Origin of the sequence: Paenibacillus polymyxa (assembly GCF_015710975.1) — a bacterium.
In the GTDB taxonomy this organism is placed as follows: domain Bacteria; phylum Bacillota; class Bacilli; order Paenibacillales; family Paenibacillaceae; genus Paenibacillus; species Paenibacillus polymyxa.
Genome location: NZ_CP049783.1, coordinates 4,583,764 through 4,607,046 on the forward strand (window position 1 = coordinate 4,583,764; position 23,283 = coordinate 4,607,046).

The following is a 23,283-nucleotide window of genomic DNA, read 5'->3' on the forward strand; positions in this document are numbered from 1 at the left end:
GCATGCCATTATCGTTCGTAATATACAACGCAAGAGCAAGTCAAAATGAGTAGCAAAATGCAAACCATTTACTCTATTCCTATTGTGGATGATGAAGGCTTCAAATTTACATTGGATCAACCAGCAGACTCGCTTATAGCCGCTGTATTACTCATGCATTGTTGGTTGAATTGTCAACATTCGGTAGATATTGAGATGCTACAGCTGACAGAGCAGGATAAGAAAAAGCTTTCTCTTCAAAAGGAAAAAGAACTTACTGAACAAAAGCTTCAGGCCATTTATAAAACTCAATATGCTATTACAGATAGTCCATGGCCTAATCACGTTTGTATTCAGAAGATGAAACCTTTGAAGGAACAAGCAAGGCAATTGAAGGCTAAAATATCCGAACTTGAGGCGGAGATATGGAGCTGAGAGAGTTGGACGATCATAAACGATCTAAGGTGCTTAGAGCGCAATTACGTGAGTTATATGAGGACAGCATTGACGCTGTTAAATTCGGATTACCGACTGACGAAATTCATGCTCAAATAGATTTGCTTACTACTGAATTAAGTGAACTTGAGGAATTTAAAAATGAAGAATATGAAGGGCTAGAGGCTCCTAAGTCATCAGGATACAAGATATCCGGTAAAAAAATAGGATGCTGCAAGCATTGCGAAAAAGAAGTCTTTGAAGGACAAAAAATTCCTAATCCAAAAGAAGAAGGACTTTTCTGTAATTACTATTGCCGTAAGTTATACCGCAAAAGAAACGACAGAGAAGCCCAGAAAAACAATCGTGCTACCAACACGATCACTTTATAAACATTTCAACGGCAGTATATCACGTATTTTAAAAATTGAAAATAGGAGCGTAATAATATGAATTTAAATAATTTGGTAAATGATGCGATGCAAACTATTCAAAAAGACGGGTTTGTTGAGCAGGTCATTAAAAAGCAACTTGAGACTACTATCAAAAAAGTGGTAGAAGAGTATTTTGGCACTTACGGAGATTTTCGTAAAGAGCTAGAAAATCACGTAAAAGAGCAGTTGCAAATTGATATGAAAAAATTGGGTATCGGCGGATACAATCTTATGGTTTTGAATGAAGTTAAATCTCAGTTGAATGCTGCTCTCCATATTCAAGGTGTTCAAAAAATTAAAGAAAACATTGAACAAATGCTTGTTGGTATTAAACCTGAATACAAGTTGTCTGAATTGATTGAAGCAATGAAGAAAGATGAGAATGATGACCATGAACGAGATGGTGAAAAAATATCTTTCATTTTGGAAGGCGAGGAGGATGGGTATCGTCACATCTATTTTGATCCAGAAAGCGAAAGTAGAGATTCGTGGGGTTCTGAAAAATCAAAGTACAGATACAAATATCAACTCCACTTGGACAAAGAAGGACACGTCTATGACTCTAAAATTGATGGTCAAAACCTTTCCAATAACAAAGATATTATGACATCGTTCTACCATTTTGAAAAGTTGATGTTCCAAATTTTTGCGACTGGAGCCAAGGTTATCCTGGATGAAGACGAAGTTGATACTTATTACGGCGAAGAATATTAATTGAGGGTTAAGGAGTGGCTGCATTGTCTCTACAAAAACAATATACGCTCGGAGAGCTTTATAGTCTTGCGGATCAATGCAGTCATGATTACCCTGCTACCCTGGCTCGCAAGATTGAATTGTTGACCGAAGTCCAGATTCTCCTAGGGCGCAAGTCAGCTGAGGCCGTAAGGGACTATAAGAAGAAATATGCTGAGAGGAAACGCGTTTATGCTGAAGCGTATATTGCAGCAAAGAACCTAAGGGAGCAGCGTGCAGAATTGGCGGTAATTGAACTTCGCATCCAAGAAGCAGATGCAGAAGCTGATAAGGTCCGCTGGAGTAATGCTGTGGAAAGTAATGACCAGGTAATTAACTCTTTAAAATACAGCCTAAAAGTTCTGCTAGCGGAGTTTGGAAACAACGCCAGCGGGATTAGATAGTATTCAGAAAGTACCGGGGTGAGGTGAGTGGTAAGTCCCCAATTAAAAGACGGGTTCATAGGAATAGCCAACAGCATTTGGGATGAGATCATAAGCCGTAAGTTTACTGAAAGGCAGCAAAAGATATTAAAACTCATTTTGCGGCTTTCCTACGGATGCCAGAAGAAAAGTGCAACAATCCCTCTACTGACTAATTTTGAACTGTGTGGTGTACGTATACAGGACGCTAAGAAGGAAATTACCTATCTGATGCAGTGCAAAGTAATAGAGTGGGACGGCAAGCAAATTTATTCCTTAAATAAGAATTATGATGAATGGCGTGTAAGTCTCGTTAAAGAATGGAACGAGGAAAAATTCAAGGAACTTATTTCAATAAATCTTGCCGTATATAAAGTTACGAAAAGTGTAAGTAAACAGGCGGGTGATAAAGTGGAAAGTTACGAAAAGTGTAAGTCAGGAGTTACGAAAAGTGTAAGTGGCGACTTACGAAAAGTGGAAGTCAAAGAGGGTGAAAACCCTTGTGGGAGTAAGGACGAAGGCACTCCTAAAGACATGTTTAAAGACAATATTAAAGACAGTAGTTGTTGTTTAACGCCTGATAATGAAATCAATTCCAAAGATGAGGGGATACCGTCTTCCCGGCAAGGTGCCGTTCCTGCCACTTCTGAAACAGATACTGACTCTGACCAGAATGAAATATCATCTTCGGATATTGATTATCGGCAGGCTGTAGCTGATAAATATCTTCGTCGTCGTGGGAAGGGCCTAGAAATAACAATTGCTGATGATCAAGCGATAGACGAGCTAATCAAGGAAGGTGTACCACTTCAAACTGTTTTAGATGGCATTGATCAGGCTTTTGACAATTTCAAACCCAAGCATAAGCGCGATGAGATTAGAAGTGTAAGCTACTGTGCTACGGTCATTTATTCCTTGCATGCATCTCGTCAAACTACTGACCAAAGCACTGTCACAGTGGAGTGTGAACAGGAAAGTGATTCTGTGCTTCAATCGGACGAGCAATACAACACGGATAATTTACAAAAAATGCTGGCTGAGTTAAGAGCAAAGCAAGGAGGCTGATAATGTGGGAAGCTTCCAAAAAGAATTAAAGGCTTTAGTGCCTTCGAGATTTTACGAACGCCAAGCTGCGACCATCCAGCGCATAGAGAATCATCCTGAGATCCAACGACTAAAACAGAAATATCCTGATCGGACAGCAGATTTAACAAGTCCAAGGCACTACAGGGATGTATCACAGCATCTTTCATACTGCGATGCATGCGACGCTTGCCCCGGCTTAAAAGCATGTCAAAACGAACAGAAGGGGCACATGAGCGTTGAGGAACCGAGTCCAACCCAATTGGACGAGTTGGTATTCCGGTTTCGGAAATGCGATTTGCTGAAGCAGTATGAGAAGCAGCAGGGCATCGGACAGAGGATCAAGAGCCACTATATACCATCGCACATTCTGGATGCCACCTTTGACGACATTGAACCTGATCCGCAGCGGTTGGCTGCGATTACGGCGGCAGTGAAGTTCTGTAGCACGTTCGTTCCAGGGGAGACGACAGAAGGTTTGTACCTTTATGGTCCGATGGGGGTAGGTAAGAGCAAGATAGCAGGAGCGATTGCTCAAGAACTTGCCAAATGTGACATAGATGTTCTCATGGTCTATGTACCGGATTTTCTGCTGGAAGTCAAAGATGCTATTGGTTCCAAGACAGAGACCGTTGAGAACAAACTTGACTCTCTCAGAACGGCTTCTGTACTGATACTTGATGATATTGGAGCTGAGACCTTGACCGTTTGGACAAGGGATGAAGTAATAGGGCCTATACTCCAGCGTCGCATGGAGCGGCTGCCGATAATCTACACATCAAATTTGACCGTCAATGAATTGAGGCATCACTTGGCTAATGTAAAGGATGCTAAGGAGATGGACAGAAAGCAGCATGAGAAGAAGGCGGAGCGGATTATTGAACGGATTGAGCCTTTTGTAAAAATACTGCCAGTAGGCGGACGGAATAGACGTAGGAGGTAAGCATATGTGCAGAACATGTGGGGGCAGTAAGGTAGCATACAGTTTCATTGGCTCCATGATGGCATTGGGTCCATGTCCAGAATGCAACCCAAATGCTAAGAAGGAAGCGGTGAAGAAGGAGGTCAGAGCTTATGAATATAGTAGTGGACAGTTCCCTATTAGCTGAGGCTTTAGAAGATGCCAGTAAGGCAATTTCAACAAAAGTAATAATCCCTATATTGAGTTGCTTTTTGATTGAAGCAACGGAGGACAGGCTTACGGTTACTGGTACCGATGACCGAGCAACTATCCAATCATTTGTCGAGGAAAACATAGACATCAAAGAGACTGGTTCGGCGGCACTGCCTAAAGTTCTATTGGATATTCTTCAAAAGATCAATGGGAAAATAGAACTGCAAGTTAAAAATGGGAATCAAGTCACCATAAAGTCACGGAATAAGGAAATTGAGATTACTGGAATGCCTCCAGAAGAATATCCTGCTCCTCCAGAGATAAATGAAAATGAGTTTGTTGAGATTAAGGGAAAAGACTTAAAAAATTTGATCAAAAAAACAGTTTTCGCGGCTGATATAGACGGAAAATCACACCCTATCATTACAGGGGTAAACGTTATCCTTCAGACCGGGAAAATTCAAATGGTGGCAACGAACCGACACCGATTGGCCCGTGCTGAGAGAGAATTTGATATTGGAAATATCGGCACGGCTGTTATTGAAGCTAGAGGAATAATTGAGTTACAGAAGATCGTAAATGACAACGATGAAGTAGAATTCGGTTTTTCCAAGTCTTCTGGCGGAGAAGTAATATATGCGTTCGCACGAACAGAAAGATTTATATTTTATTCTCGTGTTCTAGAAGGGATTTACCCTGATACAACCCATGCTATGGCTATTAAAGCAGTTACCGAAATACAAGTGAATCGGAAAGAACTGATTGAATCATTGGATCTTATTTTTACATTGGCGAAAGAAGAAAAAAACAACGCTGTTACATTCTCAGTTACAGAAAAAGAAATTAATATTCGAGGTAAGGGAAAGGAAACGGGTAAGGCAACAGAAAGCATAACACCAATCAGTTTCAACGGAGAAAATTTCAACCTGACGTTGAATGCAAAATATGTGCTGGATGCATTGAAGGTCTTAGAAAACGATGTAATTACACTCGGGTACACTGGTTCTTTAAAGCCTCTCACTCTTCGGAGTGACGAGTCCAGTTTCTACGTTGTTCTTCCTTATAGGGTGGCTGGATAAGATGAGTAAATATAATGCCAAAAAGGTCATTGTCACGGAGGACGGAACGTTATTTGAGGAATGGATTGTAAAAAGGTATGAACTAGATGTGATAGGTACTCTCTTTGATAGCAAAGCAGAGGGAGAGTATTGCCAAGAACTCCTTCGTCAGCGCAAGTATGGAGAAATCAAAGACTTCAAGTGCCACCCTGTATTTATACTACAGGAGAAACCAAAAGTGACCTACATTGCTGATTTTCTGGTCACTAATCTGGACGATACTCAGCGAGTAATAGATATCAAGGGTGTAGAGACATCGACATTCCGTGTCAAATTGAAATTATTCCAAGCAAAATATCCGACTTTACCTATAGATATACTCACTAAAAAACGAGGAGAATTCATTCCGATCAAGCAGTTCAAGAAAGAAAAAGCGGATCGGAAACGAGCTATCAATAAACTTTTAAAACAAGCAGAAGGAGAGAGGAAAAATGTCAGGACTAGCCGGAATGCAAGTAAAATTCACCGTATTAAAAAATGAGGATATCAATAAATACCTTGATGAACGTGAGAAAAGTGATCTATCTCGGATTTTGTGGAAGGTTCAGGAGCTGCGGCTTCTGGATGGAAAGCCTCCACTTAATACGTATCTGGTAGTTAACACAGACGAACCATATGCCACTGATATTGTTCGTATCATGCAAACCAATAACCATTGGGGTCCGGTGAGTGATCCTAATCAGGCAGAGATGGAGTATTACGGTGGTACGCTTATTCTACCGAGAACGGAGGAGGAAATTAAATGAAGCGCTCTCAAAATGAAATTAAACGTCCGGAAGTAACACAGCGGATCATAGAATTGCTGGACAAGCAAAATGAGAAAGGTCTTAAGAAATACGGAACAACTATAGACCAGGTATCAGATATGGCCTATGACTGGAAGCTTATGGCGCTGGAGGAGGCAATTGATCTTATTCAGTACCAGCAGAAAGAAATCATGCGACTCGAAAGGCTGCTTACCCCAATCTGAGGATAAATAAAAGGAGCACAGAGGTCATACTTCCTCTTGCTCCTCAACAAATAAATCTTCAATGGAAATATTAAGTGCTTTTGAGATCGAGAATAAAATATTTGCTTCGTGACGCTCGTTTTTGTCGAATCGACTGATAGAAGCTTGCGGAACTCCACTAAGTTCAGATAGTTGATTTTGGGTCATATCCCTTTCTTTCAAAATGTTTGTCAAATTGGGACGCACCCTAACAACTTTAGCCATGATATCACCTCAATACAATGCATTATACGATGTTGTATATTTTTTATCAATATCTATTGACTGAATATGCAAACTCGTATATTATTGGTTTACAAACAAATATACGAGTTTGCATATTGTATATTGCATATCAAAATGGAGGCGCTGATTATGAGAAAAACATACAAGCAATGGGTATTCTGGCAAGACGGGTTTTGGGAATTCGAGTGGAACTTCATCCTACTTACAATTTGGATCAAAGAATTAAAAACTCGTCTGAGCGAGTATAAACAGGTCATTAAGCTCAGAGCGTTCACCGGGATCATTCGGTGAGGTTGGCACAAGCCAAGTGATCAGTTAAGGAAACTTTTCCTACGCTGAATGATTCGATTACGCAACACTGTATCCAAAAGAGCAACATTGTACTGGAACCAAAAACGTAATGGAGGCGTGGTGTATGACAGAACAAGAAATGGATGAGTTCACTACAGCATTGGTGGAACGTTACGTGGATATACAAAAGTTCGCTTCACTTAACAGTGAATTATTAAACATTTGGAATGAGGTAATTGATACCTTACCGCCTAAAATAAAGGGTGATTTTCAAGAGAAATATAGTCGCCGCATAAGGGAGAATAGTTTGTGAAAAAGCTCGACTTAAACAAGCTCGAAGATGAGCCTATTGAGGTACAGCAGGCTGTAGCCTTCTACGCATCACATACGATAAATAAAGTGCGCGTAACAACGTTAGAAAGATATAAGTATTATTCGATTTTAGAAGAAGCAGGGCTGCTTGAACCTCTAAAATCCGTAGTGGAGCCGTAATGGTTTAGGCTCAAAATATAAGCATAAGCAAAGGAGAAACGAATTTAAATTGTCGGAAAGGTGGCGAGGGGAATGTCCCATCAAACATTTTGGAAGTCGGAGAAAAAGCCAAAGCAAAAGAAGACTTACAACAGCCTTGGACAACGGAAAAAGGATAAAAAAACTGTTCCTGAATGGAAGAAAGACATTCTCTCTCATCACCAGTCACGGCCTAATACCAAGGAGCGCGGCAAATTCTCAAAGGATGTAATCGCGGAGTTGATTGCCGATTCAAATGGAATCTGCGAATGCTGTAAAACCGCCGAGGCTACGACCACCCATCATGTATATCCGCGCGGGAGAAAAGGGCGCGGTGTGAAGACAAACGGATTGAGGCTCTGTTGGCCGTGTCATGATCGGATACAAACAAATGAGGAGCTGCTGCAATTCTGGATTTCAGCTTTCCGAGACAAATACGGAGATCATTTTTGGTTCGATGAACAAGATTGGGAAGAGTACAACCGCAAACAGGCGGCGAGTAAGCGCGTAGAAGCCGAGAAAAAGGAACATCTGGAATCTATAAAACCAGTTATGGAACTACTTACTACAGCGGCAGGCCGATCTTTGAAGGTTAAGGAAGTACACTTGCTGGAAGCTATGGATGAAAAACAGATTTCTGTTTTCGAAAACATGATAAACGATATTTTAGGGGCTTCAGCTAAACAGCAAGTGCCTTTTGGATATGGGTATTTTGATGATTAATAAAGGGTATTGGATCTTACAGGAATATAACCAAAAGTCCACATACTAAAAAGAAGGAACCAAAGAGAATAGATACAGAGCCTCTAAATTTCATGTCATTAATGTATGCATCACTTGGTTCTGAGTCACCTTTGATCTTCCAGGCTTCGTTTGCACGCCATCCCCAAGTGGGATTTCGTTTACTTAAAATACCAAGCGCGAAAAAAATAATTGCAAAAAGTATAAGTACGAAACCAAGCATTTTATCAACTCCTTTAAATAAATTATACCAAAAAATAACGATGGAAAGTATAGCCCCCAAGGGCAGAGAGGACATAACAATGGATAAAGTGATTTTAACCAAAGCACAGGCTCAAGTGATAGAAAGATTACTCAAAAGAGGATGCGCTCGTGAGGAACTTGTACATGACCATATTTTATCGGGTGAATATAGCGAGGAAAATAAAGCGTTGAGTGACATGACGCCGGACAAACTTATTCGCGCTTTATACATCGGCTACGAAGTTGAACAAACGATGGAGGAACGGATGCTTGCACATTTCAAAGAACCAAAAGGTTATTTAGCTGAATATGACACGGAGAACGTAATATATCGAAAAGGTATGGCAAAGGCTCTTGAAATAGCAGGTATTAAGGTACCTGGCATTAACGATTAAGCCCCATAGGGGATAAGAAGGAGGGAACAGCCCTCCATAAGGGGGATACACCCCCTACTACCTATAAAGGAGAGATACAGAATGCCGAGACTAAAATTTGAAATGTGGAAATGTCAGACAAAACGAGGCTACATGTCACGTTTTACGGATGGGCGGGGTATAAGTACCGATTCATGGTGGGACAGCCCTCAATTAAGCATAGATCATGTTGGAACTGAATACCTAAAACAATCTCATCGTCACCCGAATACGAGGAATGACAGACATATTAACTTTATTAAAGATAGATACAAAGTGGAGATGGCAAGATTGAAGGCAAGTGAGGGAGAGGCATAACAGCCTCTTACCCTACCAAATACAAATATCAAAGGAGCGATTTAGAAATGGAAAAAGTTAAATTGTCTGAGCTGCCAAATGAAACAATGTTGAGCTATGAGGATTCTAATTGCACACTTACGCCCGATCAACTACGTGAACAAGCGAATGAGGATGGAGACCTGATGTTGCATACATGGTATGTCGCCAATGAGCATCGGTGGCATCCGGACGCAAAGACCATGCTCCGTCAGTACATCGAAACACAATATAACGAAATGTACGAAGATTGGGATGACAGGGCGTTTGATTGCTTGAAGCAAGAACATTATGACCAGATTCAGGCTGTGCTTAACGAAGCATTCAACGGTGATCACGCAACAAAATACTGGATGTTAGACGGACCAGAAGTAATTATCGACACGCTGGATCAACCGAACGCCTAAACAGGGGCCTTCTGGCCTCTTACCCTATACCCCTATAAGGAGATGAATATAAATGCTAGTTGAATGGAAATTGTCTATCGGCTATCCAGGCGCATGTAGAGAGGGAGCAGTCGAGATTGACGACGAGGATGTAGAAGGTAAGAGCAGGGAAGAAATCGACCAAATGATAAACGAAGCTATATGGGAAGATGCCTCGCAGTATATTGATTCATACCCTACCAATACGGATGAAATCGAAGAGGCTATTAAAAGGCTGACTGGAGGCGGTAAAGGTGAGTGATACACCTCAAACGTCGAATAGAGCGGTTTTACACGGATGAAGATGGCGAACTGGTATTTGCACTTTACGAAGACATAGATGGATACGTGCATTACAGATACTGCACGTTTGATACGGATAAGCACAGCATGTTGTCAGTGCTGTTTGAAAAAGAATTCAAGGAGGAACAGTCATGAGTGAACGGACAGTAGATTTAATCCGTACAGATTTGCAGCAGGCTAAAAACGAAGCGAAGAAAAATATCCTATTACCAGTTAGAGAGGTAGAAGACCTGCTTGCCCTGGTAGACTCACTCCAACAGCAGGTAAATGGCTTGAATGAGGAAAGCCTAGCTAACTTCCAAACGGCTGCGGAGAGAGGCAAGCAGCTTGCAGAGAGGGAGCGGACAATAGCCCGGATATCTGCTGACCTGGAATCATCAGTTTCAAGTCAATTAAACATGACAGACAAAGCATACAGATACCAAAAGGCACTGGAAGAAGCCAAGACAGCTATACAGAAGAACTTAGCATTTGCTAACAAGGATGAACAGTCTCTATTATCGGCGTTTAACCATATCAACAAGGCATTAGGGGAGTAACCACCAATACAATACGCTCTGAGCGTTGGAAGGATGATAGATATGAACGAGCAAGGAAAAGTATATAAGAGAGCATTGGAACGAGTTAAGAAGGGTGATATAGACAAGGATTATGTTCTGCTCTTGGCTCGAAGGGTAGATGAGCTTGAAAAGACCAATTCAAAACTTACTAGAGATATGCTCGAAATAGTTAACGGAATCGAAGGTCAGCAGGAAGAACCAATAGAGTTTAATTATGACGAATGTGCAGAATATATTTTCAACAAACTTATCGAAAAGGGTATAGCTGTGAGTATTGTTGATATTGGTTTGATTCTGAGGCTTGAGTACGAATACGGCGGTGAGATTGGATTGTACGTGGATTAAACCAATACAGGGTGTAGGACCTACACCCACTAAGGGAGGATATATAGATGGCAAAGACAGTGATTGTTCATAGATTTTATGAAGGTGAAAAATGTGTGTTGATGTCCGAATGGTTTGAACCAATGAACGTGGAGCAGTTGAAAGAACGAGCACAACGGGCTATTGAATGGGGATATGGTGATCCAGACATTGTTACAGACTCTACAGGTCGTCTTGTAAGGCTTAAAGAGGATGGGGAGGAACAACAGTGACAGAACGTAACTGGCAAGAGGATATGAAACTGTCAGAACAAGCCAAGGGCTGGACCTATGAAATCACTTTTAATGGTGAAGGAAATATTGTAGCAAAGGATGCTAATTATACATTTGCGCAGGTTATTGCTGGGAATGTAGGCATGAGCAACGCTGAGATTATATTAGATGGACTTGAAGCCCTTCCTTACTGGCTCCAAGAAGCTGAGAAATGGCGCATAGAGGCGTTCCGCAAATACCCAACACCAGATGCCTATGAAGCAGCATGTGCAGCCTTAGAAAAGCATAGAGCGCGCGCAGATCAGGCTGAATACCTTATACAACAAAAGGATGCAGAGATATACCACCTCAAAAAGTCAATTGAGGCACTACTGATGCATAGTAAGGTTCATGATGAACCAGACCTAACACATGTGCAACCTGAACACACGTCAGGAAACACCCCATGATAAGAGCCTATACCTCTATATTATGCGCTGTGCTGGTTTATGTGGGTGTTGTGCAAGTAGATAGATTCATGCTTATTGAACATATTATGCCTGATACACTCAGCTATTCAAGGAGTGAACATTAATGGTAAACGAACAACCTGTAATTATACGTAATAAAGAAGAGGATGCTACTGATACACGGAAGATAATTCAAGTAAACTTCTTTGACGATGTAGATGCAGTAGATATAAGAAAAACAAAGTGGCTGCTAAACAAATATACTGACTTAATTGATGTAATCAAAAACTATGAATACTCACTTCAACAGTTGGAAAACGGCATGGCTGCATATGATTTGCTTTCGGCAGAGGGATCGGTTGCTAAGCGAGTCTCGGGGCAAGAACTGACAGCAGATGTGACAGCAAATGCCGTGCTACTCAAAGACCAGCGACATGTGAATTATAAATTCTATCAATTCCTTACGAATAACATTAAGTTTGCAATAAATAATATGCGTGATAAGCACGAGGCGTTGATAGCAAAGCTGTTATTTTTGGATGGTGTGAAATACCTCAAAGCTCAACAATATCTGGAGAAGGGTTATCGCAAGGACATTCCACCTATCTCAGCAACTACATTTGCAGATAAACGGCGTAGGGTTATTGTCAACATAGCAAACAGCCTAAAAACAAACCGTACATTGGATTTTGTCACCATCGACTATGGTCGGGGACGAAACCAAGAAGGAGAAATTGGACTGAGGATGCCAGAAGTAAATTAGACCGTAAGGGCTTAAGCCTTTGCGGTCTTTATTGTTGATGTCTAAAGTCTAGACTGAAAAATAAAGTATTTTCTTAGTGCTTAGGTTAAGATAAGTCCCCTGTTTAAGCACTACATGCTACCCGCGTACGTTCTTTAATAGGTGATTGGAAATGGAATATAATGAGGAGGACTTAGCCCAAGCGAAGGCGCGGGAGCGTTCTTTTTATTGAACTAACTGACAGGATAGTTCAATCGTTTCTCGAATATTTTCTGAGTTGGATAATTTAATGAATGTGAATAAAACGTTATCTGAAAGATACGAAATAATTATTTTTTGAAGGGATGATTAAATTGAAGCAAGGGATATTAGTTTTTCTAAATGGAACTTCAAGTTCTGGAAAGACCTCCATATCGACTGAACTCATAAATCAGAAAGAGATCCTTTTTTATCATTTATCAATTGATGATTTTTTTAATAATTACTATGATTTTATTAATAATAAATTTCCAGATGATCCTCCAAAAGAAATAGATCATCAAGTTGTCTCACAAATACTTGATGATTCCATATTCTCAGTGTACAATTCGACAATTAAATTGTTATTAGAATTGGGTTTTAATGTAATAGCAGATACCATAATCGACAATGACAAGAGGTTTAATGAGTTTCTTGATCAATTTTTCGATCAGCCTACGTTATTTATAGGTGTAATATGCTCGAAAGAAGAACTCATAAGAAGAGAGCAAACAAGAGGAGATAGAAATACTGGACTAGCAGCTTCACAGTTCAGCAAAGTATATTGCATTGATGAATATGACCTCGAAGTAAATACTGAAGAGATGAATCCAATAGAATGTGCCGAAAAGATATTAAGTTTTATTAAGTCCAATAAGGAATACTCGGTATTTAAGAAATTAAGTAAAAGAAATGTTAGTGTTTCCTAGATGGCGTATCCATCAGATAACACCATATTCAAACATTGGGGCTATCGCCCCTCGGTCTGCCGGAGGGATTTCGGAATTAAGCTAACGAGGAACGTTAGCAATGGAACAGCGACAGTCTAGGACTTTTTTTTCGTCCTTGGTTGTCGCTGTTTCAATTTTTAGGCTCAGTCTAATACTTTATTTTCTGCCGAAAGTAGGAACTATGTAAATCCGTAGTAGGTACATAGTAGAAAGGATTTACACTTTATTCAGGAACAAATTAAATCCACTCTAGGAGGCAATAAACATGGCACATAGTTACGCTTACTTGGACAATGCGGGGATTTTACACCTTCATCCGTTGGAAAGTGAAGCAGCCAAGCATGGCAAGTATGTAGGCACAAATCTGGATTACGACGAAAGCGGCTTCCCGATTATCGGCGGTGAAGGTGTAGTCTACTATGTAGACAAAGACACAGCTTATGTAAACGGAAATGAACATGATGGTAAACAAATCGCAGTACCAAGTGGCCTTAAAGCACTAGCTGGTCAACTTCTGTAATTTTTCCAAAACTAAAACTAAAACGGAGACAGGACTCAGAGGGGAATATAAACCCGGAGCAAGAAGGATGTCCATTTTAAGCCCATTCCTAGCATGAGGATAAGCGTTTGCAGCATGTTATAAATTAATGTCTAAAAAAGTGTATAGACACAAATGACATAAAGCCAAGGAGTATTAGAAAGTAAAAAGCAGCAGATTAAACATCTGTTGCTTTTTACTTTCTTTGTTTAATCTTTAGTTTCAGCGAAAGCAAGATAACTAACCAATCCAGAAATATTTAATTTTCTTTCTAAAAGTTCTGGTGAATTCACCGAAATTACCGTATGAACTCTCACTGAACTGTCTCTTATTTCTCTAACTAGAAGACCAATGGTTAGATTACTACTAGATACATTAACTATTTTTCCGGAATCATTCTTATAATAAGGTAAATTTATGCTAAAAGAATTTAAAGCAGTCCAACAAGATTTAATCGGAACCTGAAAGTCAATAAAATCATCAGTAACAAAATTTTCTGGATTATCAGGGTCGAAATCAATTGTTGTTGTTCGTAATCTTGCGTCATATTGACGTATTAAAATCGTCATATCACTCTCTCCTCATTAAGTTATCTATCTCCAGTATCGTCACCAGGCACACCACCACCGCCACCGCCCCCACCACCCACAGTAGGTCCTTTCGGCTCAGGATCAGGTTTCGGCTCAGGATCAGGTTTAGGTGGAGGCTTAGGATCAGAATCGCTAGGTTGCCTTGGGGAGGTTTTTAATTTATTTCTAATTTCAGTCATTGATATTATTTCTATATCCTTTTGTTCATCAAGCAATTTCCCAACACGGGTATTAAACTTCTCATTAATGAGATCATTTTCTTTAAAATTATTGTAAATTCGCTCCATGATTTATCCTCCATTCCAATTAATAATATTGTGTTTTGTTTTGGACTAACTACACATGACTTTCTTAGTTATTTTTATCTGGAAATACGAAATAAATACATAATATAATTGCCAATTAAAAAATTATTAGTTATTACGAGTACTAAAAAAGGTGAAAGTTGTGTTTGATAAATATTCCACAGGTAACATTTACTCAGCCCAAAGAGAAGAAATACACTAATAAGCCGTAGTAATAATGAACCAAAACAATGATATATTGTATCTATAAAATAAAGTAAATTCGAGGTCGCTGAGAAGCGGCCTTTTTGCATTGGAGGAAAGTAATATGCCAATTAAATCTTCACGGAGACCCCCGCCTGTTCTGGCTAGGTCACCACGTCAACCCGCTTTATGTAATGGATGTGTTTGGGGCGATTGGACTGGTACTAAACAATTATGTATGTTTCCATCCTCTGTTCAAACAAACATGAAAGGAGCGAAATGCAGTGAACTTCGTTCAGCCGATCCGCGACTCTAAAAAGCTGGAGGCCATTAAGCAATATTTGAAAAAGAAAAATGAACGGGACTACATTTTGTTTTTGGTTGGAATCAACACAGGATTGAGGATTTCGGATATTTTACCCTTGAAGGTCAGCTCAGTCAAAGGAAGCCATATTGTAATTACTGAAAAGAAAACGAAGAAAAGAAAGAACATCCCCATTCGAAAAAACCTTCGCAAAGAGCTTGATGCATATATATCCGGGAAATTGGATAGCGATTATTTATTTCCGAGCAGGAACAAAAAGAGAAGATCCGAGGTTGTGCCGATCAGTAGCAGCATGGCTTACAAAATGTTAAATGGTGTAGCACGGAATTTTGGGTTAAGAGAAATCGGCACCCATTCCATGAGAAAGACTTTCGGATACTATTTTTACAACGAAACCAAGGACATAGCGTTACTAATGGATCTGTTCAATCACACTGAACAGAAGGTGACATTACGCTATGTAGGTATCCTTCAGGACACTTTAGACGATGTTTTGAAGGATTTTGAGTTGTAGTAATTCTCTACAATCGGATAACCGTGAATTCAAAACGGGGAAAGGACAACAAAACAAATAGCATCAAGCAATCTCAGTGTTTTACGAGTTACCGAGAATATATATTATAGTGAATTAGTTTTACATTAACTGGTTGGATAAGTGCCTAGTTTCTATGATTATCTGAGAGCGAGTGAATAAAAGTTAGTGGAACGGTAAAGGGTAAATCATCAGCCAGCGTTCAAACCAACTCGAATATTTTTTCGGCGGTGAAATTTATATGGGTAAAGAGAGAAGTGCAAACAGGAAGAAAGCGCTTAAAATATGGCTTGACAGTGGGCGTTCAATCAAGTTGAAAGATATCGCGCTTAAGTTGGGAGTCAGTGATTCCAGTATCAGAAAATGGAAGTCACTTGATAAATGGGATGAGGTTCCTGAAAAGCGTAAGCGCGGCGGTCAAACTGGAAATAGAAACGCTAAGGGGAATAAGGGTGGTGCTGGTGGACCTCTAGGAAATGACAAGGCAGTTACACATGGGCTATTTCGTAAATTCGAGCCGCAGGATGCTGAATATCTGGAAATACTAGAAATAGCGCAACAGATGGACCCTGTAGATATGATCTGGCACAACATAACTAAAGGGTTCCAAAAAATGATATGGGCACAGCGCATTTTCTTTATCAAAGACAAAGAAGATATAACGAAAGAGTTGAAAAAGGAAAAGCCGGGTGAGTTTGGAGACGAACTAGAGTGGGAAATCCAATTTGCTTGGGATAAATACGCGAGCTTTATCAAGGCTGAAGCTGTTGTTATGCGCGAGATCAGAGGGGCGATAAAGCAGTTCTTGGCGATTGTACCTGAAAATGATGAGCGCCGCCTAAAACTTGATCAAATGCAGGCGCAAGTTAAGAAGACTCGAATGGAAATTGAAGAATTGAAGAACGGCGAAAAGGATAGACCAACAGAAATTAACGTGAAGAGGTGGTCCCATGTCCCTGACGCTAGAAGTTGATCCTTTTGAGGGTTGGACACCGCACGCAAAGCAGATTGAGGTTATGGAGAGCGAGATCCGTAATAATGTTCTAAATTGTGGTCGTCGTGGTGGTAAAACAAATGTAGGTGCTCGTAAATTTTTTGATAACATCCTGGCGGATATGGAACGTGGCAAGGGTTTACCTTACAAGCCTCCTAAGAATATCAGAAAGATGAAGAAACCGAAGCCGCGATTAGAATACTGGTGCGTTTCACCTACTTACGCTATGTCTGAAATCCAACAGGAAGAACTATCGGATGTACTGCCGGAAGAAATGATTGAGAGCTGGGATCTATCCAAAAACCGTGTATGGTTAAAGGGATGGGTCCTTATTCAATTTAAGTCAGCTGACAATCCGAAATCCTTGGTCGGTAAAGGTCTGGATGGTGTGTGGCTAGATGAAGCAAGCAAAATGAAAGCAGAAACATGGTCAGGTTATCTATCCTATGCCTTGGCGGATAAAGGTGGTTGGAGTGTTTGGACAACCACCCCGGAGGGGATCAACTGGTTTGCCGAGGATATTGTACTTAGAGGGCAATATGTTGATGCTGGACTTGAAGAAGAACAATACATGAACGATCCAGAATGGCGGAATTTTTACTGGACTTCACTCGATAATCCGATTCCAGAGCTTCAGAGGAACATACAGCGCATGATAGAAACATATCCTGAACGTTATGTAGATCGGGAGATTAGAGCAAAATTCAACGTCTTTCACGGACAAGTGTATGACGAATTCAAGCGGGCAACTCATGTTGTGGACATGCGCTGCTTAGACCAGAGCATTCAATTGTACGAGGTTACTTATCCAGACGGCAGTGTAAGGGATATAACATTTAATCGCTTTATAGGAGGCATGGATCATGGGTGGAATGATCCTGCTGTTCTGTTGGCAATAGGATGTGTCGGAGAAGATTATTACATCGTGGAGGAATCCTATGTGCAGCATGTCAATGTTCTGGTGGTGAATGATAGCGGACAAATAGAAGACTGCCTTGTAAAACGTTACTTGGAAATGCATAGTAGATATCATTTTGATGAAATTTGGGCCGATCCATCTGAACCGGAATATATCAGCACGTATAGAAAGTATGACCTACCGATAAAGGAAGCGGATAATGCAATTGGACCGGGTATCCGCGAGGTATCTACCCTTTACAAAATTAAAGATGGGACTGGTCGTCCTAACTTGTACGTGAACAGAGATTGTAAAAACGAAATCAAGGAAACCGAGAATTACAAGTGGAAAGAAAATCGTGATGGACAGCATTCGGAAGAAGCAGAGGACAAGAATAATCACACTCAAGATTCTAAACGGTACGCTATATACAATGACCAGAAAAGTGAAGTTGGGCTTGCTTTTGGATAAAAGGGGTTTTTATTAGTGGATAAAGACTTATGAATGTCATTCGATGTATATCTTACTCAAAGAAACTAAATACTAAGAAAAATTTGCACAAAGCGAGGGATGTTAATGCCAGATTCATTTATCTACAAAGCGACCGTAAAGACTCATCCTGAATATGGGGCAGGTACCAATGAGGATGTGTTTTTAAGATTAAAAGGTGCAAGAGAAGGGAATGGAGATTGGTTCTTGAGCGTAAGAGGTGTTGATAATATGGAGGCGAAAAAAGATAATCCTTTCACGTTTCATTTAAGATCGGATTATTTTTTGGGGGATATAGAGAGCATTTTTATTTATGTTGAAGAAAATGAGTGTGATCACGACGGTCCTGCATGGAACTTGGATTATATAGAAATTTCATTTTCTGATGGAGGCCAAGAGAAAGTTTGGAGGTTTGATGTGTATAAATGGATTGGGGTGCAGTCAAGAGATCCTTCTGTTAAGATGATAAATTATATTGAGGTGGACAGACAAGGAAAAATTACTGAACACACACCAGATAGCTTCGAGTTAAATAAATTCAGCAAGAAAAGTGTGGAGAATGGGAGTGCTGTTCCAAATCCGTAGTAACACCGTAATAACACAATGATATTATTTAGACATAGAAATATGAACGAATACTGGAGGCAGGAAAAATTTCCTGACCTCCTTTTTTATTGCGTCAGAAGGGAGGTAAAGATTTGGGTGTACGACAGTGGATAATTAACTGGTTAGCTGCGGGAAGGCCGAAGAACGAACCTGAACGACAGACGGAAAGTTATCCGTTCCCGTTTGGCATCATGATGAGCAAGGGTAGCAATCAACCGGCTCCAAAGCGAACGCCGACCAACTTGCGGACATTATCTGAATCACCGATACCGCGTAGGGCGATTAACGTGATTAAGAACGGGATCACAAAGCTAAACTGGTCCGTAGCGGCAATTGATGAAAATGACACTGAGAAGTATCGCGAGATATGCAAGATTATTGAACGATCATTGTTAAAGCCCAATCCTGGTGACTCATTCCGTTCATGGATTGAGCAAATAGTCGAGGATATGCTTGTATGTAGTGCGGGTTCATCGGAAGTATTGAAAGCTGGTGACCCTCTCAGGCCGTTTAGGATGTACCCTGTAGATTCTTTCTCTGTTGATTTGTATCCTGATTGGGATGGGAAAGAGACTTCATATCGCTATGCACAGCGGGTTCGCGGGCAATATGTTCATTTAAAGTCTTCTGACCTGATGTATATACGGATGAATCCGAGAACTAACACACCATTCGGACTTTCGCCGCTCGAAACGGTTTGGGAATCAGTTGAAAGCTTTATATCAGCGCACCGATCTGCTGGAAAACAAGCTTCAAATACTGTTATCAGGAAACTCATCAACCTTGGAAGGGGTTCTGACGCCAAAGCAATAGCTGCTTTCCGTGCATATTGGGAAAATGAAGTGTTGGGTCGTGGTCTTAACCCTATCATAGGAGGCGAGAATCCAAGTGTACTGGATTTGGGGGCTACGGATGATAAGGCGTTGTTTCTTGAATGGCAACGGTTCTTAATTGAGATTGTCGCTATTGCTTTTGATATATCTCCTAAGAAACTGGGGCAGACAAAAGATGTGAACCGAAGCACCGCAGACAGTGAAGACGATGACACGAATGAATCTATCCAGTCTATTGCTGAAAACATTGTGGAGCATATCAACAATCACATTATTGACGGGATCTTCAAGATGGGTGGGGTAATTGAGTTTAAGTTCCATTATGCTACTTCATTGAAGGACCAGAAATTAAAAGCCGATATTGATGCGATTTACCTTGACCGAAGAACTGTGACACCAGATGAAGTACGTGACGGTCTGGCACGTAAAGCATTGCCTAATAAACATGGCGAAGTATTATTACAACCAGGTAATACCGCAGCTATTGATTTGAATAAAACCCAGGAAGAAATACAAGGGGAGAAAGACAAGCTGTTAAGCAATCTTCCTGAAGATGATCCGCCAAACAATAAAGTCAAAACAGAAAAGGATGAATCTGACACCGCTGAAGAGTAGGTGTTTTTATTTTGCCCTGAGAGGCGGTGAGGACGTGTTTACAAGGTTTGTTTGCAGTGTTGTGAGACTGACATATCCCAGGTCATTGCCAACACCGAGAAACCGAGCAGAGCGCAGACAACAGAAATATCACGGAGGGAGGTGAGAATCTAAATGCTTAAAACGTTGAAAATGAGCAACCAGCGGATGCGCGTTCAGGACTTTAAGTTATCCGAAGAAGGAGGCCATCCAAACAAGGTCCCTTTCAAATGTGCTCTTTTCGCAGTTGATCAACCAAGTGATGGCTCACCTCATGGTGCTGGCGGGAAACGTATTCGTATTTCATCAAATGTTTGCGACCAATATCTTCAAACCTTCGTGGGTATGGCCTTGAATATTGACTACGCCAACGGTATGGCGGACCATGACCCGCGCTTTAAAGTCGCTGTAATTGATAAGGCTTACCGTTCACTTGATGGGTATGCATGGATTGACGGATACATTTACGCAAAGGATTTTCCTGATGTGGTTGCGACTATTCGTTACTACAACGGTTTAGCGGCTGAGTATAACTGGAGCGAGTATCAGTTTGGCGCATCACTCGAAATGGAAGCTGCTGTACAGGATGCAACGGATATTGAAGATGTGTTGGATGTAATAGAGTTTTGCGGTACGGGAGCAGCCATCTTGTTCGCCGAGGCCGCTGCCTATAAAACAACGAGCTTTGCTGCTCGTAATACGAATACAAACAAGGAGGATGTTGATATGACACCAGAACAGATTAAAGCGATGGAAGATTCTATGAAGGCGCTACAAGATGGTATGTCCGCTATCACTGCGAGTGTACAAAGCGTGGTCACAGAGGTGGGAGCAATTAAAACAGATATCACCACCATGAAAGCTGCAAGTGAAGAAGCTGAACAGAAGACTGCTGAAGAACAAGCTGCTGCTGACCTAAAGGCAGCTCAAGATAAAGCGGACGCTTTAGAAAAGGAATTGAAAGAGTTAAAAGCAGCGGGTGCACCTCCAGCAGAGCCGGAACGCAAAACATTCAGCGCTTCCGCATTATTGTCCAAGTATGGCAGTACTGCCAATCTTGTAGCTGGGGCGGAAGCGAATGATTACAAAACCTTCTGCGCTTCCGTCGATGCTCTTAATCTTCCAACTTCCGAATCTTTCAAACTTAAAATGCAGGCAAAAGCACAATTTGCTGAGAAGGAGAGTGTGTAATATATGAATAACCGCGTAGGAACAGCTGAATTCGTCACAATGGCAGCAGCAACGCAATTTCAAGGACCAGGGGCAATCATTACAGACGATTTCCAAAAAGAAATTACAGATGTATTGCGCCGAACATCTATATTGGATGGACGACTAAATTACGTACCTGCTACAGGAGATATTTCAACTTACTATGAACAAAACACTGTTAAAGGCGGCGAATTCGTCGATCCACGTAATCCATCGGCTGCTTCCACTAGCAATGAGCGCACACCTCATGGGGTGAAGATTAAGGCCTTGACCAACCAAGTTAATTTTGGACATTACGATATCACTTTAGGACAACAACAAAACAACTTCCCTGAGCTTAAGGCGAAGGATTTGAATGATATGATTAATGGCATTGGTCTTGCCCACGGTAAAGCTCTTTGGAGAGGGACAGATACAGGATTGACAGTCCCTACAACTCTTCAATATGTGGGCCTTGCCAATCAAATTACAAACACTTTCACTGTTGGACCAACTGCATCTATTGTATCGGGTATTCGGGCGAAAGTTGCTGCAATGGTAGCAAGTGAGTTGTACGAGCTTATGCCAACCGCTATCTATATTCATCCTATTGCTCATCACTACTTAGAAGAAGAAGAGAGAACCGCAGCCAACAATCAAACGCAAGTCAGCAACATCAAGAAGACAACTGTCGCAGGTTTGGAAGTACTGGCTATTATGACTGCTGCTGGACTCTTGCCGATTATTCCAGAACCGTTTATTACATCGTCTGTAAATGCGACGACAGCATCGAATACTGACTATGGTATTGCGATTGTAACCGAACCGATGATTGAATATCACTACGTTGGAGAAAAGGGGATCTACTTGTTCCAATTGGGTACAACATCAAGCCTGCAAGAACAGTATGTGGGCATTAAATACGGTGCTCCAGTAGCTAAAGGACCAAGTTACGCTCATGCTTACGGGACAATTGAGCGTCCAACGATTACGGCGGTAGGTTAATAAATTTTAAGACTAAGGGGGCGGTTAATGTGACCGTCTCTCTTAATGTTGAGAGGAGATGATTCAGTTGGCAAAATCGAATCTGGATAAGCTGAAAGATGCGATTGCTGAAAGCGCAGCATTGTTAGCGCAGGCTGAGATTGGTGAAAATGGAGGGCAATATCCTCAACAATCGGCAGATGCATTCAAGGAGGCCGTTACAGCGGCAGAGACATTGGTTGGCGCTGAAGGAGCAGAACCAAGCCAGTTCGATGCTCAAACAACGGTGTTGAATGATGCGCGCAGTTCTTTTCTGGCTGCTAGGATTCCAGCAGTCCGAAAAGTTACGCTTCGCGGTACACCAAGCCAGCGCAAGGGTCCTCACACGATTCATTTAAAAAATGGGGTCGTTAACTTCGTGGATGGCGAAGCACAGTTACCGGATGAACTGGCAGACGAGCTTGCCGATGCTGGCTATGTAGAATGAGTCAGTATCTTGAGTTAACGGACTCTGACTTCGTTCCGGTAGGGATAAAATTAACTACTCCACTTATTCTCAGAGCATCAGCCGTAATTGATGGACGGTGCAAACGTGAGATCGGAGTTACAACGTATACCGAGCGTATACCGCTTACCGATCAGCAGAGAGGGCATTTGTCTTATTACCCAGTTGTAGAGGTGAAGGAGGTAAAGGGCAGGCCGAAGCAGGGATTGATGGGTAATTTCTTTGGTCCGCCGGGATTCGAAACAATCACTGACACCAGCACCATTGATATCGACAAGGATATTGGCACAGTCTGGTGTGGCTTCTCTCCTTTTGGTTCAGCTTATGCAGAATTGGAAGTGACGTATACCAGCGGTTGGGAGACGATACCTGATAAGGTAAAGGTGGCATGTGGACTAATTATCGGACAACTTGCTGCTAATCCAAATTCAAATGTGAAATCCAAAAAGGACTTCGATTACAGCATTGAATACTTTGGCAACAGCATGATTACTCCAGAGATAGCCGATCTTTTGTATGAGTTTGAACATAGGTCATTTAGGTAGGTGA

At 41.2% G+C, this 23,283-nt stretch carries 39 protein-coding genes; 35 read left to right on the forward strand and 4 right to left on the reverse strand.

All coding sequences use genetic code 11. From position 1 onward, the window contains the following. Positions 1-45 precede the first annotated feature (45 nt). The 10 genes from G7035_RS20985 (at position 46) to G7035_RS21030 (ending at position 6,287) form a co-directional block, all read left to right on the forward strand. On the forward strand, positions 46-414 hold the full coding sequence (locus G7035_RS20985; RefSeq protein WP_017427620.1) for a hypothetical protein: 369 nt from the start codon (positions 46-48) through the stop codon (positions 412-414). After that, entirely contained in the window at positions 405-806 is a 402-nt protein-coding gene (locus G7035_RS20990; RefSeq protein WP_019687516.1) for a hypothetical protein, read from the forward strand. The genes G7035_RS20985 and G7035_RS20990 overlap by 10 nt, the downstream gene beginning before the upstream one ends. Positions 807-863: 57 nt before the next feature. Continuing rightward, positions 864-1,562, forward strand: a complete 699-nt coding sequence (locus tag G7035_RS20995) for a hypothetical protein (RefSeq protein WP_019687515.1) — start codon at positions 864-866, stop codon at positions 1,560-1,562. Between the two features lie 23 nt (positions 1,563-1,585). Next, positions 1,586-1,984, forward strand: a complete 399-nt coding sequence (locus tag G7035_RS21000; RefSeq protein WP_019687514.1) for a hypothetical protein — start codon at positions 1,586-1,588, stop codon at positions 1,982-1,984. A gap of 27 nt (positions 1,985-2,011) precedes the next feature. Continuing rightward, positions 2,012-3,067, forward strand: a complete 1,056-nt coding sequence (locus G7035_RS21005; protein WP_019687513.1) for a replication protein — start codon at positions 2,012-2,014, stop codon at positions 3,065-3,067. Between the two features lie 4 nt (positions 3,068-3,071). After that, the gene (gene dnaI, locus G7035_RS21010; RefSeq protein ID WP_019687512.1) at positions 3,072-4,028 is read left to right on the forward strand and encodes a primosomal protein DnaI; all 957 of its coding nucleotides are present in this window, start codon (positions 3,072-3,074) and stop codon (positions 4,026-4,028) included. Positions 4,029-4,159: 131 nt separating this feature from the next. Beyond that, positions 4,160-5,278, forward strand: coding sequence for a DNA polymerase III subunit beta (gene dnaN, locus G7035_RS21015; RefSeq protein ID WP_019687511.1), 1,119 nt, complete (start codon positions 4,160-4,162; stop codon positions 5,276-5,278). Between the two features lies 1 nt (position 5,279). After that, the gene (locus G7035_RS21020) at positions 5,280-5,798 is read left to right on the forward strand and encodes a DUF1064 domain-containing protein (protein ID WP_016822077.1); all 519 of its coding nucleotides are present in this window, start codon (positions 5,280-5,282) and stop codon (positions 5,796-5,798) included. Next, positions 5,749-6,063 carry a hypothetical protein gene (locus G7035_RS21025; RefSeq protein WP_014599950.1) on the forward strand — a complete coding sequence of 105 codons (315 nt, stop codon included), beginning with the start codon at positions 5,749-5,751 and terminating at the stop codon, positions 6,061-6,063. Before G7035_RS21020 ends, G7035_RS21025 begins: the two co-directional genes overlap by 50 nt. After that, complete coding sequence (locus G7035_RS21030) at positions 6,060-6,287, forward strand: hypothetical protein (RefSeq protein ID WP_014599949.1); 228 nt, start codon at positions 6,060-6,062, stop codon at positions 6,285-6,287. Before G7035_RS21025 ends, G7035_RS21030 begins: the two co-directional genes overlap by 4 nt. Before the next feature lie 24 nt (positions 6,288-6,311). Here the strand turns inward: G7035_RS21030 and G7035_RS21035 are convergent, their stop codons facing one another. After that, positions 6,312-6,530, reverse strand: a complete 219-nt coding sequence (locus G7035_RS21035; protein ID WP_014599948.1) for a helix-turn-helix domain-containing protein — start codon at positions 6,528-6,530, stop codon at positions 6,312-6,314. 150 nt (positions 6,531-6,680) lie between these two features. Here G7035_RS21035 and G7035_RS21040 point away from each other — a divergent pair, with 150 nt between their 5' ends. The 4 genes from G7035_RS21040 to G7035_RS21055 all read left to right on the forward strand — a co-directional run bounded on the left by G7035_RS21040 (position 6,681) and on the right by G7035_RS21055 (position 8,075). After that, positions 6,681-6,842 carry a hypothetical protein gene (locus G7035_RS21040; RefSeq protein ID WP_019687510.1) on the forward strand — a complete coding sequence of 54 codons (162 nt, stop codon included), beginning with the start codon at positions 6,681-6,683 and terminating at the stop codon, positions 6,840-6,842. 124 nt (positions 6,843-6,966) lie between these two features. Next, entirely contained in the window at positions 6,967-7,155 is a 189-nt protein-coding gene (locus tag G7035_RS21045; RefSeq protein WP_019687509.1) for a hypothetical protein, read from the forward strand. Further along, entirely contained in the window at positions 7,152-7,334 is a 183-nt protein-coding gene (locus G7035_RS21050) for a hypothetical protein (protein WP_019687508.1), read from the forward strand. The genes G7035_RS21045 and G7035_RS21050 overlap by 4 nt, the downstream gene beginning before the upstream one ends. Positions 7,335-7,406: 72 nt before the next feature. Then, on the forward strand, positions 7,407-8,075 hold the full coding sequence (locus G7035_RS21055; protein WP_019687507.1) for an HNH endonuclease: 669 nt from the start codon (positions 7,407-7,409) through the stop codon (positions 8,073-8,075). A 16-nt stretch (positions 8,076-8,091) separates the two neighbouring features. Here G7035_RS21055 and G7035_RS21060 read toward each other — a convergent pair whose 3' ends face one another. After that, positions 8,092-8,391, reverse strand: coding sequence for a DUF6199 family natural product biosynthesis protein (locus tag G7035_RS21060; RefSeq protein WP_230877799.1), 300 nt, complete (start codon positions 8,389-8,391; stop codon positions 8,092-8,094). A 4-nt stretch (positions 8,392-8,395) separates the two neighbouring features. On the opposite strand from G7035_RS21060, the gene G7035_RS21065 reads away from it, so the two are divergent. From G7035_RS21065 to G7035_RS21120, 12 genes are all read left to right on the forward strand, one after another. Continuing rightward, positions 8,396-8,731: a hypothetical protein gene (locus tag G7035_RS21065; RefSeq protein ID WP_019687506.1), complete on the forward strand. Its 336-nt coding sequence runs from the start codon at positions 8,396-8,398 to the stop codon at positions 8,729-8,731. Positions 8,732-8,812: 81 nt separating this feature from the next. Continuing rightward, complete coding sequence (locus G7035_RS21070) at positions 8,813-9,067, forward strand: hypothetical protein (RefSeq protein ID WP_019686469.1); 255 nt, start codon at positions 8,813-8,815, stop codon at positions 9,065-9,067. Positions 9,068-9,114: 47 nt separating this feature from the next. Next, positions 9,115-9,492 (forward strand): hypothetical protein, encoded by a 378-nt coding sequence (locus G7035_RS21075; RefSeq protein ID WP_019686470.1) that lies wholly within the window; start codon positions 9,115-9,117, stop codon positions 9,490-9,492. A 52-nt stretch (positions 9,493-9,544) separates the two neighbouring features. Then, positions 9,545-9,772 carry a DUF7167 family protein gene (locus G7035_RS21080; RefSeq protein WP_019686471.1) on the forward strand — a complete coding sequence of 76 codons (228 nt, stop codon included), beginning with the start codon at positions 9,545-9,547 and terminating at the stop codon, positions 9,770-9,772. Then, positions 9,769-9,948, forward strand: a complete 180-nt coding sequence (locus tag G7035_RS21085; RefSeq protein ID WP_019686472.1) for a hypothetical protein — start codon at positions 9,769-9,771, stop codon at positions 9,946-9,948. Before G7035_RS21080 ends, G7035_RS21085 begins: the two co-directional genes overlap by 4 nt. Continuing rightward, entirely contained in the window at positions 9,945-10,352 is a 408-nt protein-coding gene (locus G7035_RS21090) for a hypothetical protein (protein ID WP_019686473.1), read from the forward strand. The genes G7035_RS21085 and G7035_RS21090 overlap by 4 nt, the downstream gene beginning before the upstream one ends. A gap of 42 nt (positions 10,353-10,394) precedes the next feature. Further along, positions 10,395-10,718 carry a hypothetical protein gene (locus tag G7035_RS21095; RefSeq protein WP_013311009.1) on the forward strand — a complete coding sequence of 108 codons (324 nt, stop codon included), beginning with the start codon at positions 10,395-10,397 and terminating at the stop codon, positions 10,716-10,718. Positions 10,719-10,765: 47 nt separating this feature from the next. Then, on the forward strand, positions 10,766-10,969 hold the full coding sequence (locus G7035_RS21100; protein ID WP_017427640.1) for a hypothetical protein: 204 nt from the start codon (positions 10,766-10,768) through the stop codon (positions 10,967-10,969). Further along, on the forward strand, positions 10,966-11,418 hold the full coding sequence (locus tag G7035_RS21105) for a hypothetical protein (protein ID WP_017427641.1): 453 nt from the start codon (positions 10,966-10,968) through the stop codon (positions 11,416-11,418). The genes G7035_RS21100 and G7035_RS21105 overlap by 4 nt, the downstream gene beginning before the upstream one ends. Positions 11,419-11,542: 124 nt before the next feature. Next, positions 11,543-12,181 (forward strand): hypothetical protein, encoded by a 639-nt coding sequence (locus G7035_RS21110; RefSeq protein WP_019687505.1) that lies wholly within the window; start codon positions 11,543-11,545, stop codon positions 12,179-12,181. A gap of 332 nt (positions 12,182-12,513) precedes the next feature. Then, a complete protein-coding gene (locus tag G7035_RS21115) occupies positions 12,514-13,107 on the forward strand; it encodes a chloramphenicol phosphotransferase CPT family protein (protein WP_019687504.1) in 594 nt (197 codons plus the stop codon). 286 nt (positions 13,108-13,393) lie between these two features. Next, positions 13,394-13,648, forward strand: a complete 255-nt coding sequence (locus tag G7035_RS21120; protein WP_019687503.1) for a hypothetical protein — start codon at positions 13,394-13,396, stop codon at positions 13,646-13,648. A gap of 227 nt (positions 13,649-13,875) precedes the next feature. On the opposite strand, the gene G7035_RS21125 is transcribed toward G7035_RS21120, so the two are convergent. Both G7035_RS21125 and G7035_RS21130 read right to left on the reverse strand, forming a co-directional pair. Next, entirely contained in the window at positions 13,876-14,235 is a 360-nt protein-coding gene (locus G7035_RS21125; protein ID WP_019687502.1) for a hypothetical protein, read from the reverse strand. 20 nt (positions 14,236-14,255) lie between these two features. Further along, a complete protein-coding gene (locus tag G7035_RS21130; protein WP_019687501.1) occupies positions 14,256-14,543 on the reverse strand; it encodes a hypothetical protein in 288 nt (95 codons plus the stop codon). Positions 14,544-15,028: 485 nt separating this feature from the next. Between G7035_RS21130 and G7035_RS21135 the strand changes: the two genes are divergently transcribed. The 9 genes from G7035_RS21135 to G7035_RS21175 all read left to right on the forward strand — a co-directional run bounded on the left by G7035_RS21135 (position 15,029) and on the right by G7035_RS21175 (position 23,279). Beyond that, complete coding sequence (locus tag G7035_RS21135; RefSeq protein WP_019687500.1) at positions 15,029-15,583, forward strand: site-specific integrase; 555 nt, start codon at positions 15,029-15,031, stop codon at positions 15,581-15,583. A gap of 259 nt (positions 15,584-15,842) precedes the next feature. Continuing rightward, positions 15,843-16,574, forward strand: a complete 732-nt coding sequence (terS, locus tag G7035_RS21140; protein WP_019687499.1) for a phage terminase small subunit — start codon at positions 15,843-15,845, stop codon at positions 16,572-16,574. Next, entirely contained in the window at positions 16,552-17,964 is a 1,413-nt protein-coding gene (locus tag G7035_RS21145; RefSeq protein ID WP_019687498.1) for a terminase large subunit domain-containing protein, read from the forward strand. The genes terS and G7035_RS21145 overlap by 23 nt, the downstream gene beginning before the upstream one ends. 105 nt (positions 17,965-18,069) lie before the next feature. Then, complete coding sequence (locus G7035_RS21150; RefSeq protein ID WP_019687497.1) at positions 18,070-18,567, forward strand: PLAT/LH2 domain-containing protein; 498 nt, start codon at positions 18,070-18,072, stop codon at positions 18,565-18,567. A gap of 113 nt (positions 18,568-18,680) precedes the next feature. Beyond that, a complete protein-coding gene (locus G7035_RS21155) occupies positions 18,681-20,036 on the forward strand; it encodes a phage portal protein (RefSeq protein ID WP_019687496.1) in 1,356 nt (451 codons plus the stop codon). Positions 20,037-20,189: 153 nt separating this feature from the next. Beyond that, entirely contained in the window at positions 20,190-21,245 is a 1,056-nt protein-coding gene (locus G7035_RS21160) for a hypothetical protein (protein WP_019687495.1), read from the forward strand. 3 nt (positions 21,246-21,248) lie between these two features. Further along, complete coding sequence (locus G7035_RS21165; RefSeq protein ID WP_019687494.1) at positions 21,249-22,250, forward strand: hypothetical protein; 1,002 nt, start codon at positions 21,249-21,251, stop codon at positions 22,248-22,250. Between the two features lie 58 nt (positions 22,251-22,308). Then, a complete protein-coding gene (locus tag G7035_RS21170) occupies positions 22,309-22,716 on the forward strand; it encodes a hypothetical protein (protein ID WP_230877326.1) in 408 nt (135 codons plus the stop codon). Next, on the forward strand, positions 22,713-23,279 hold the full coding sequence (locus G7035_RS21175; RefSeq protein WP_019687493.1) for a hypothetical protein: 567 nt from the start codon (positions 22,713-22,715) through the stop codon (positions 23,277-23,279). Before G7035_RS21170 ends, G7035_RS21175 begins: the two co-directional genes overlap by 4 nt. Positions 23,280-23,283 lie beyond the last annotated feature (4 nt).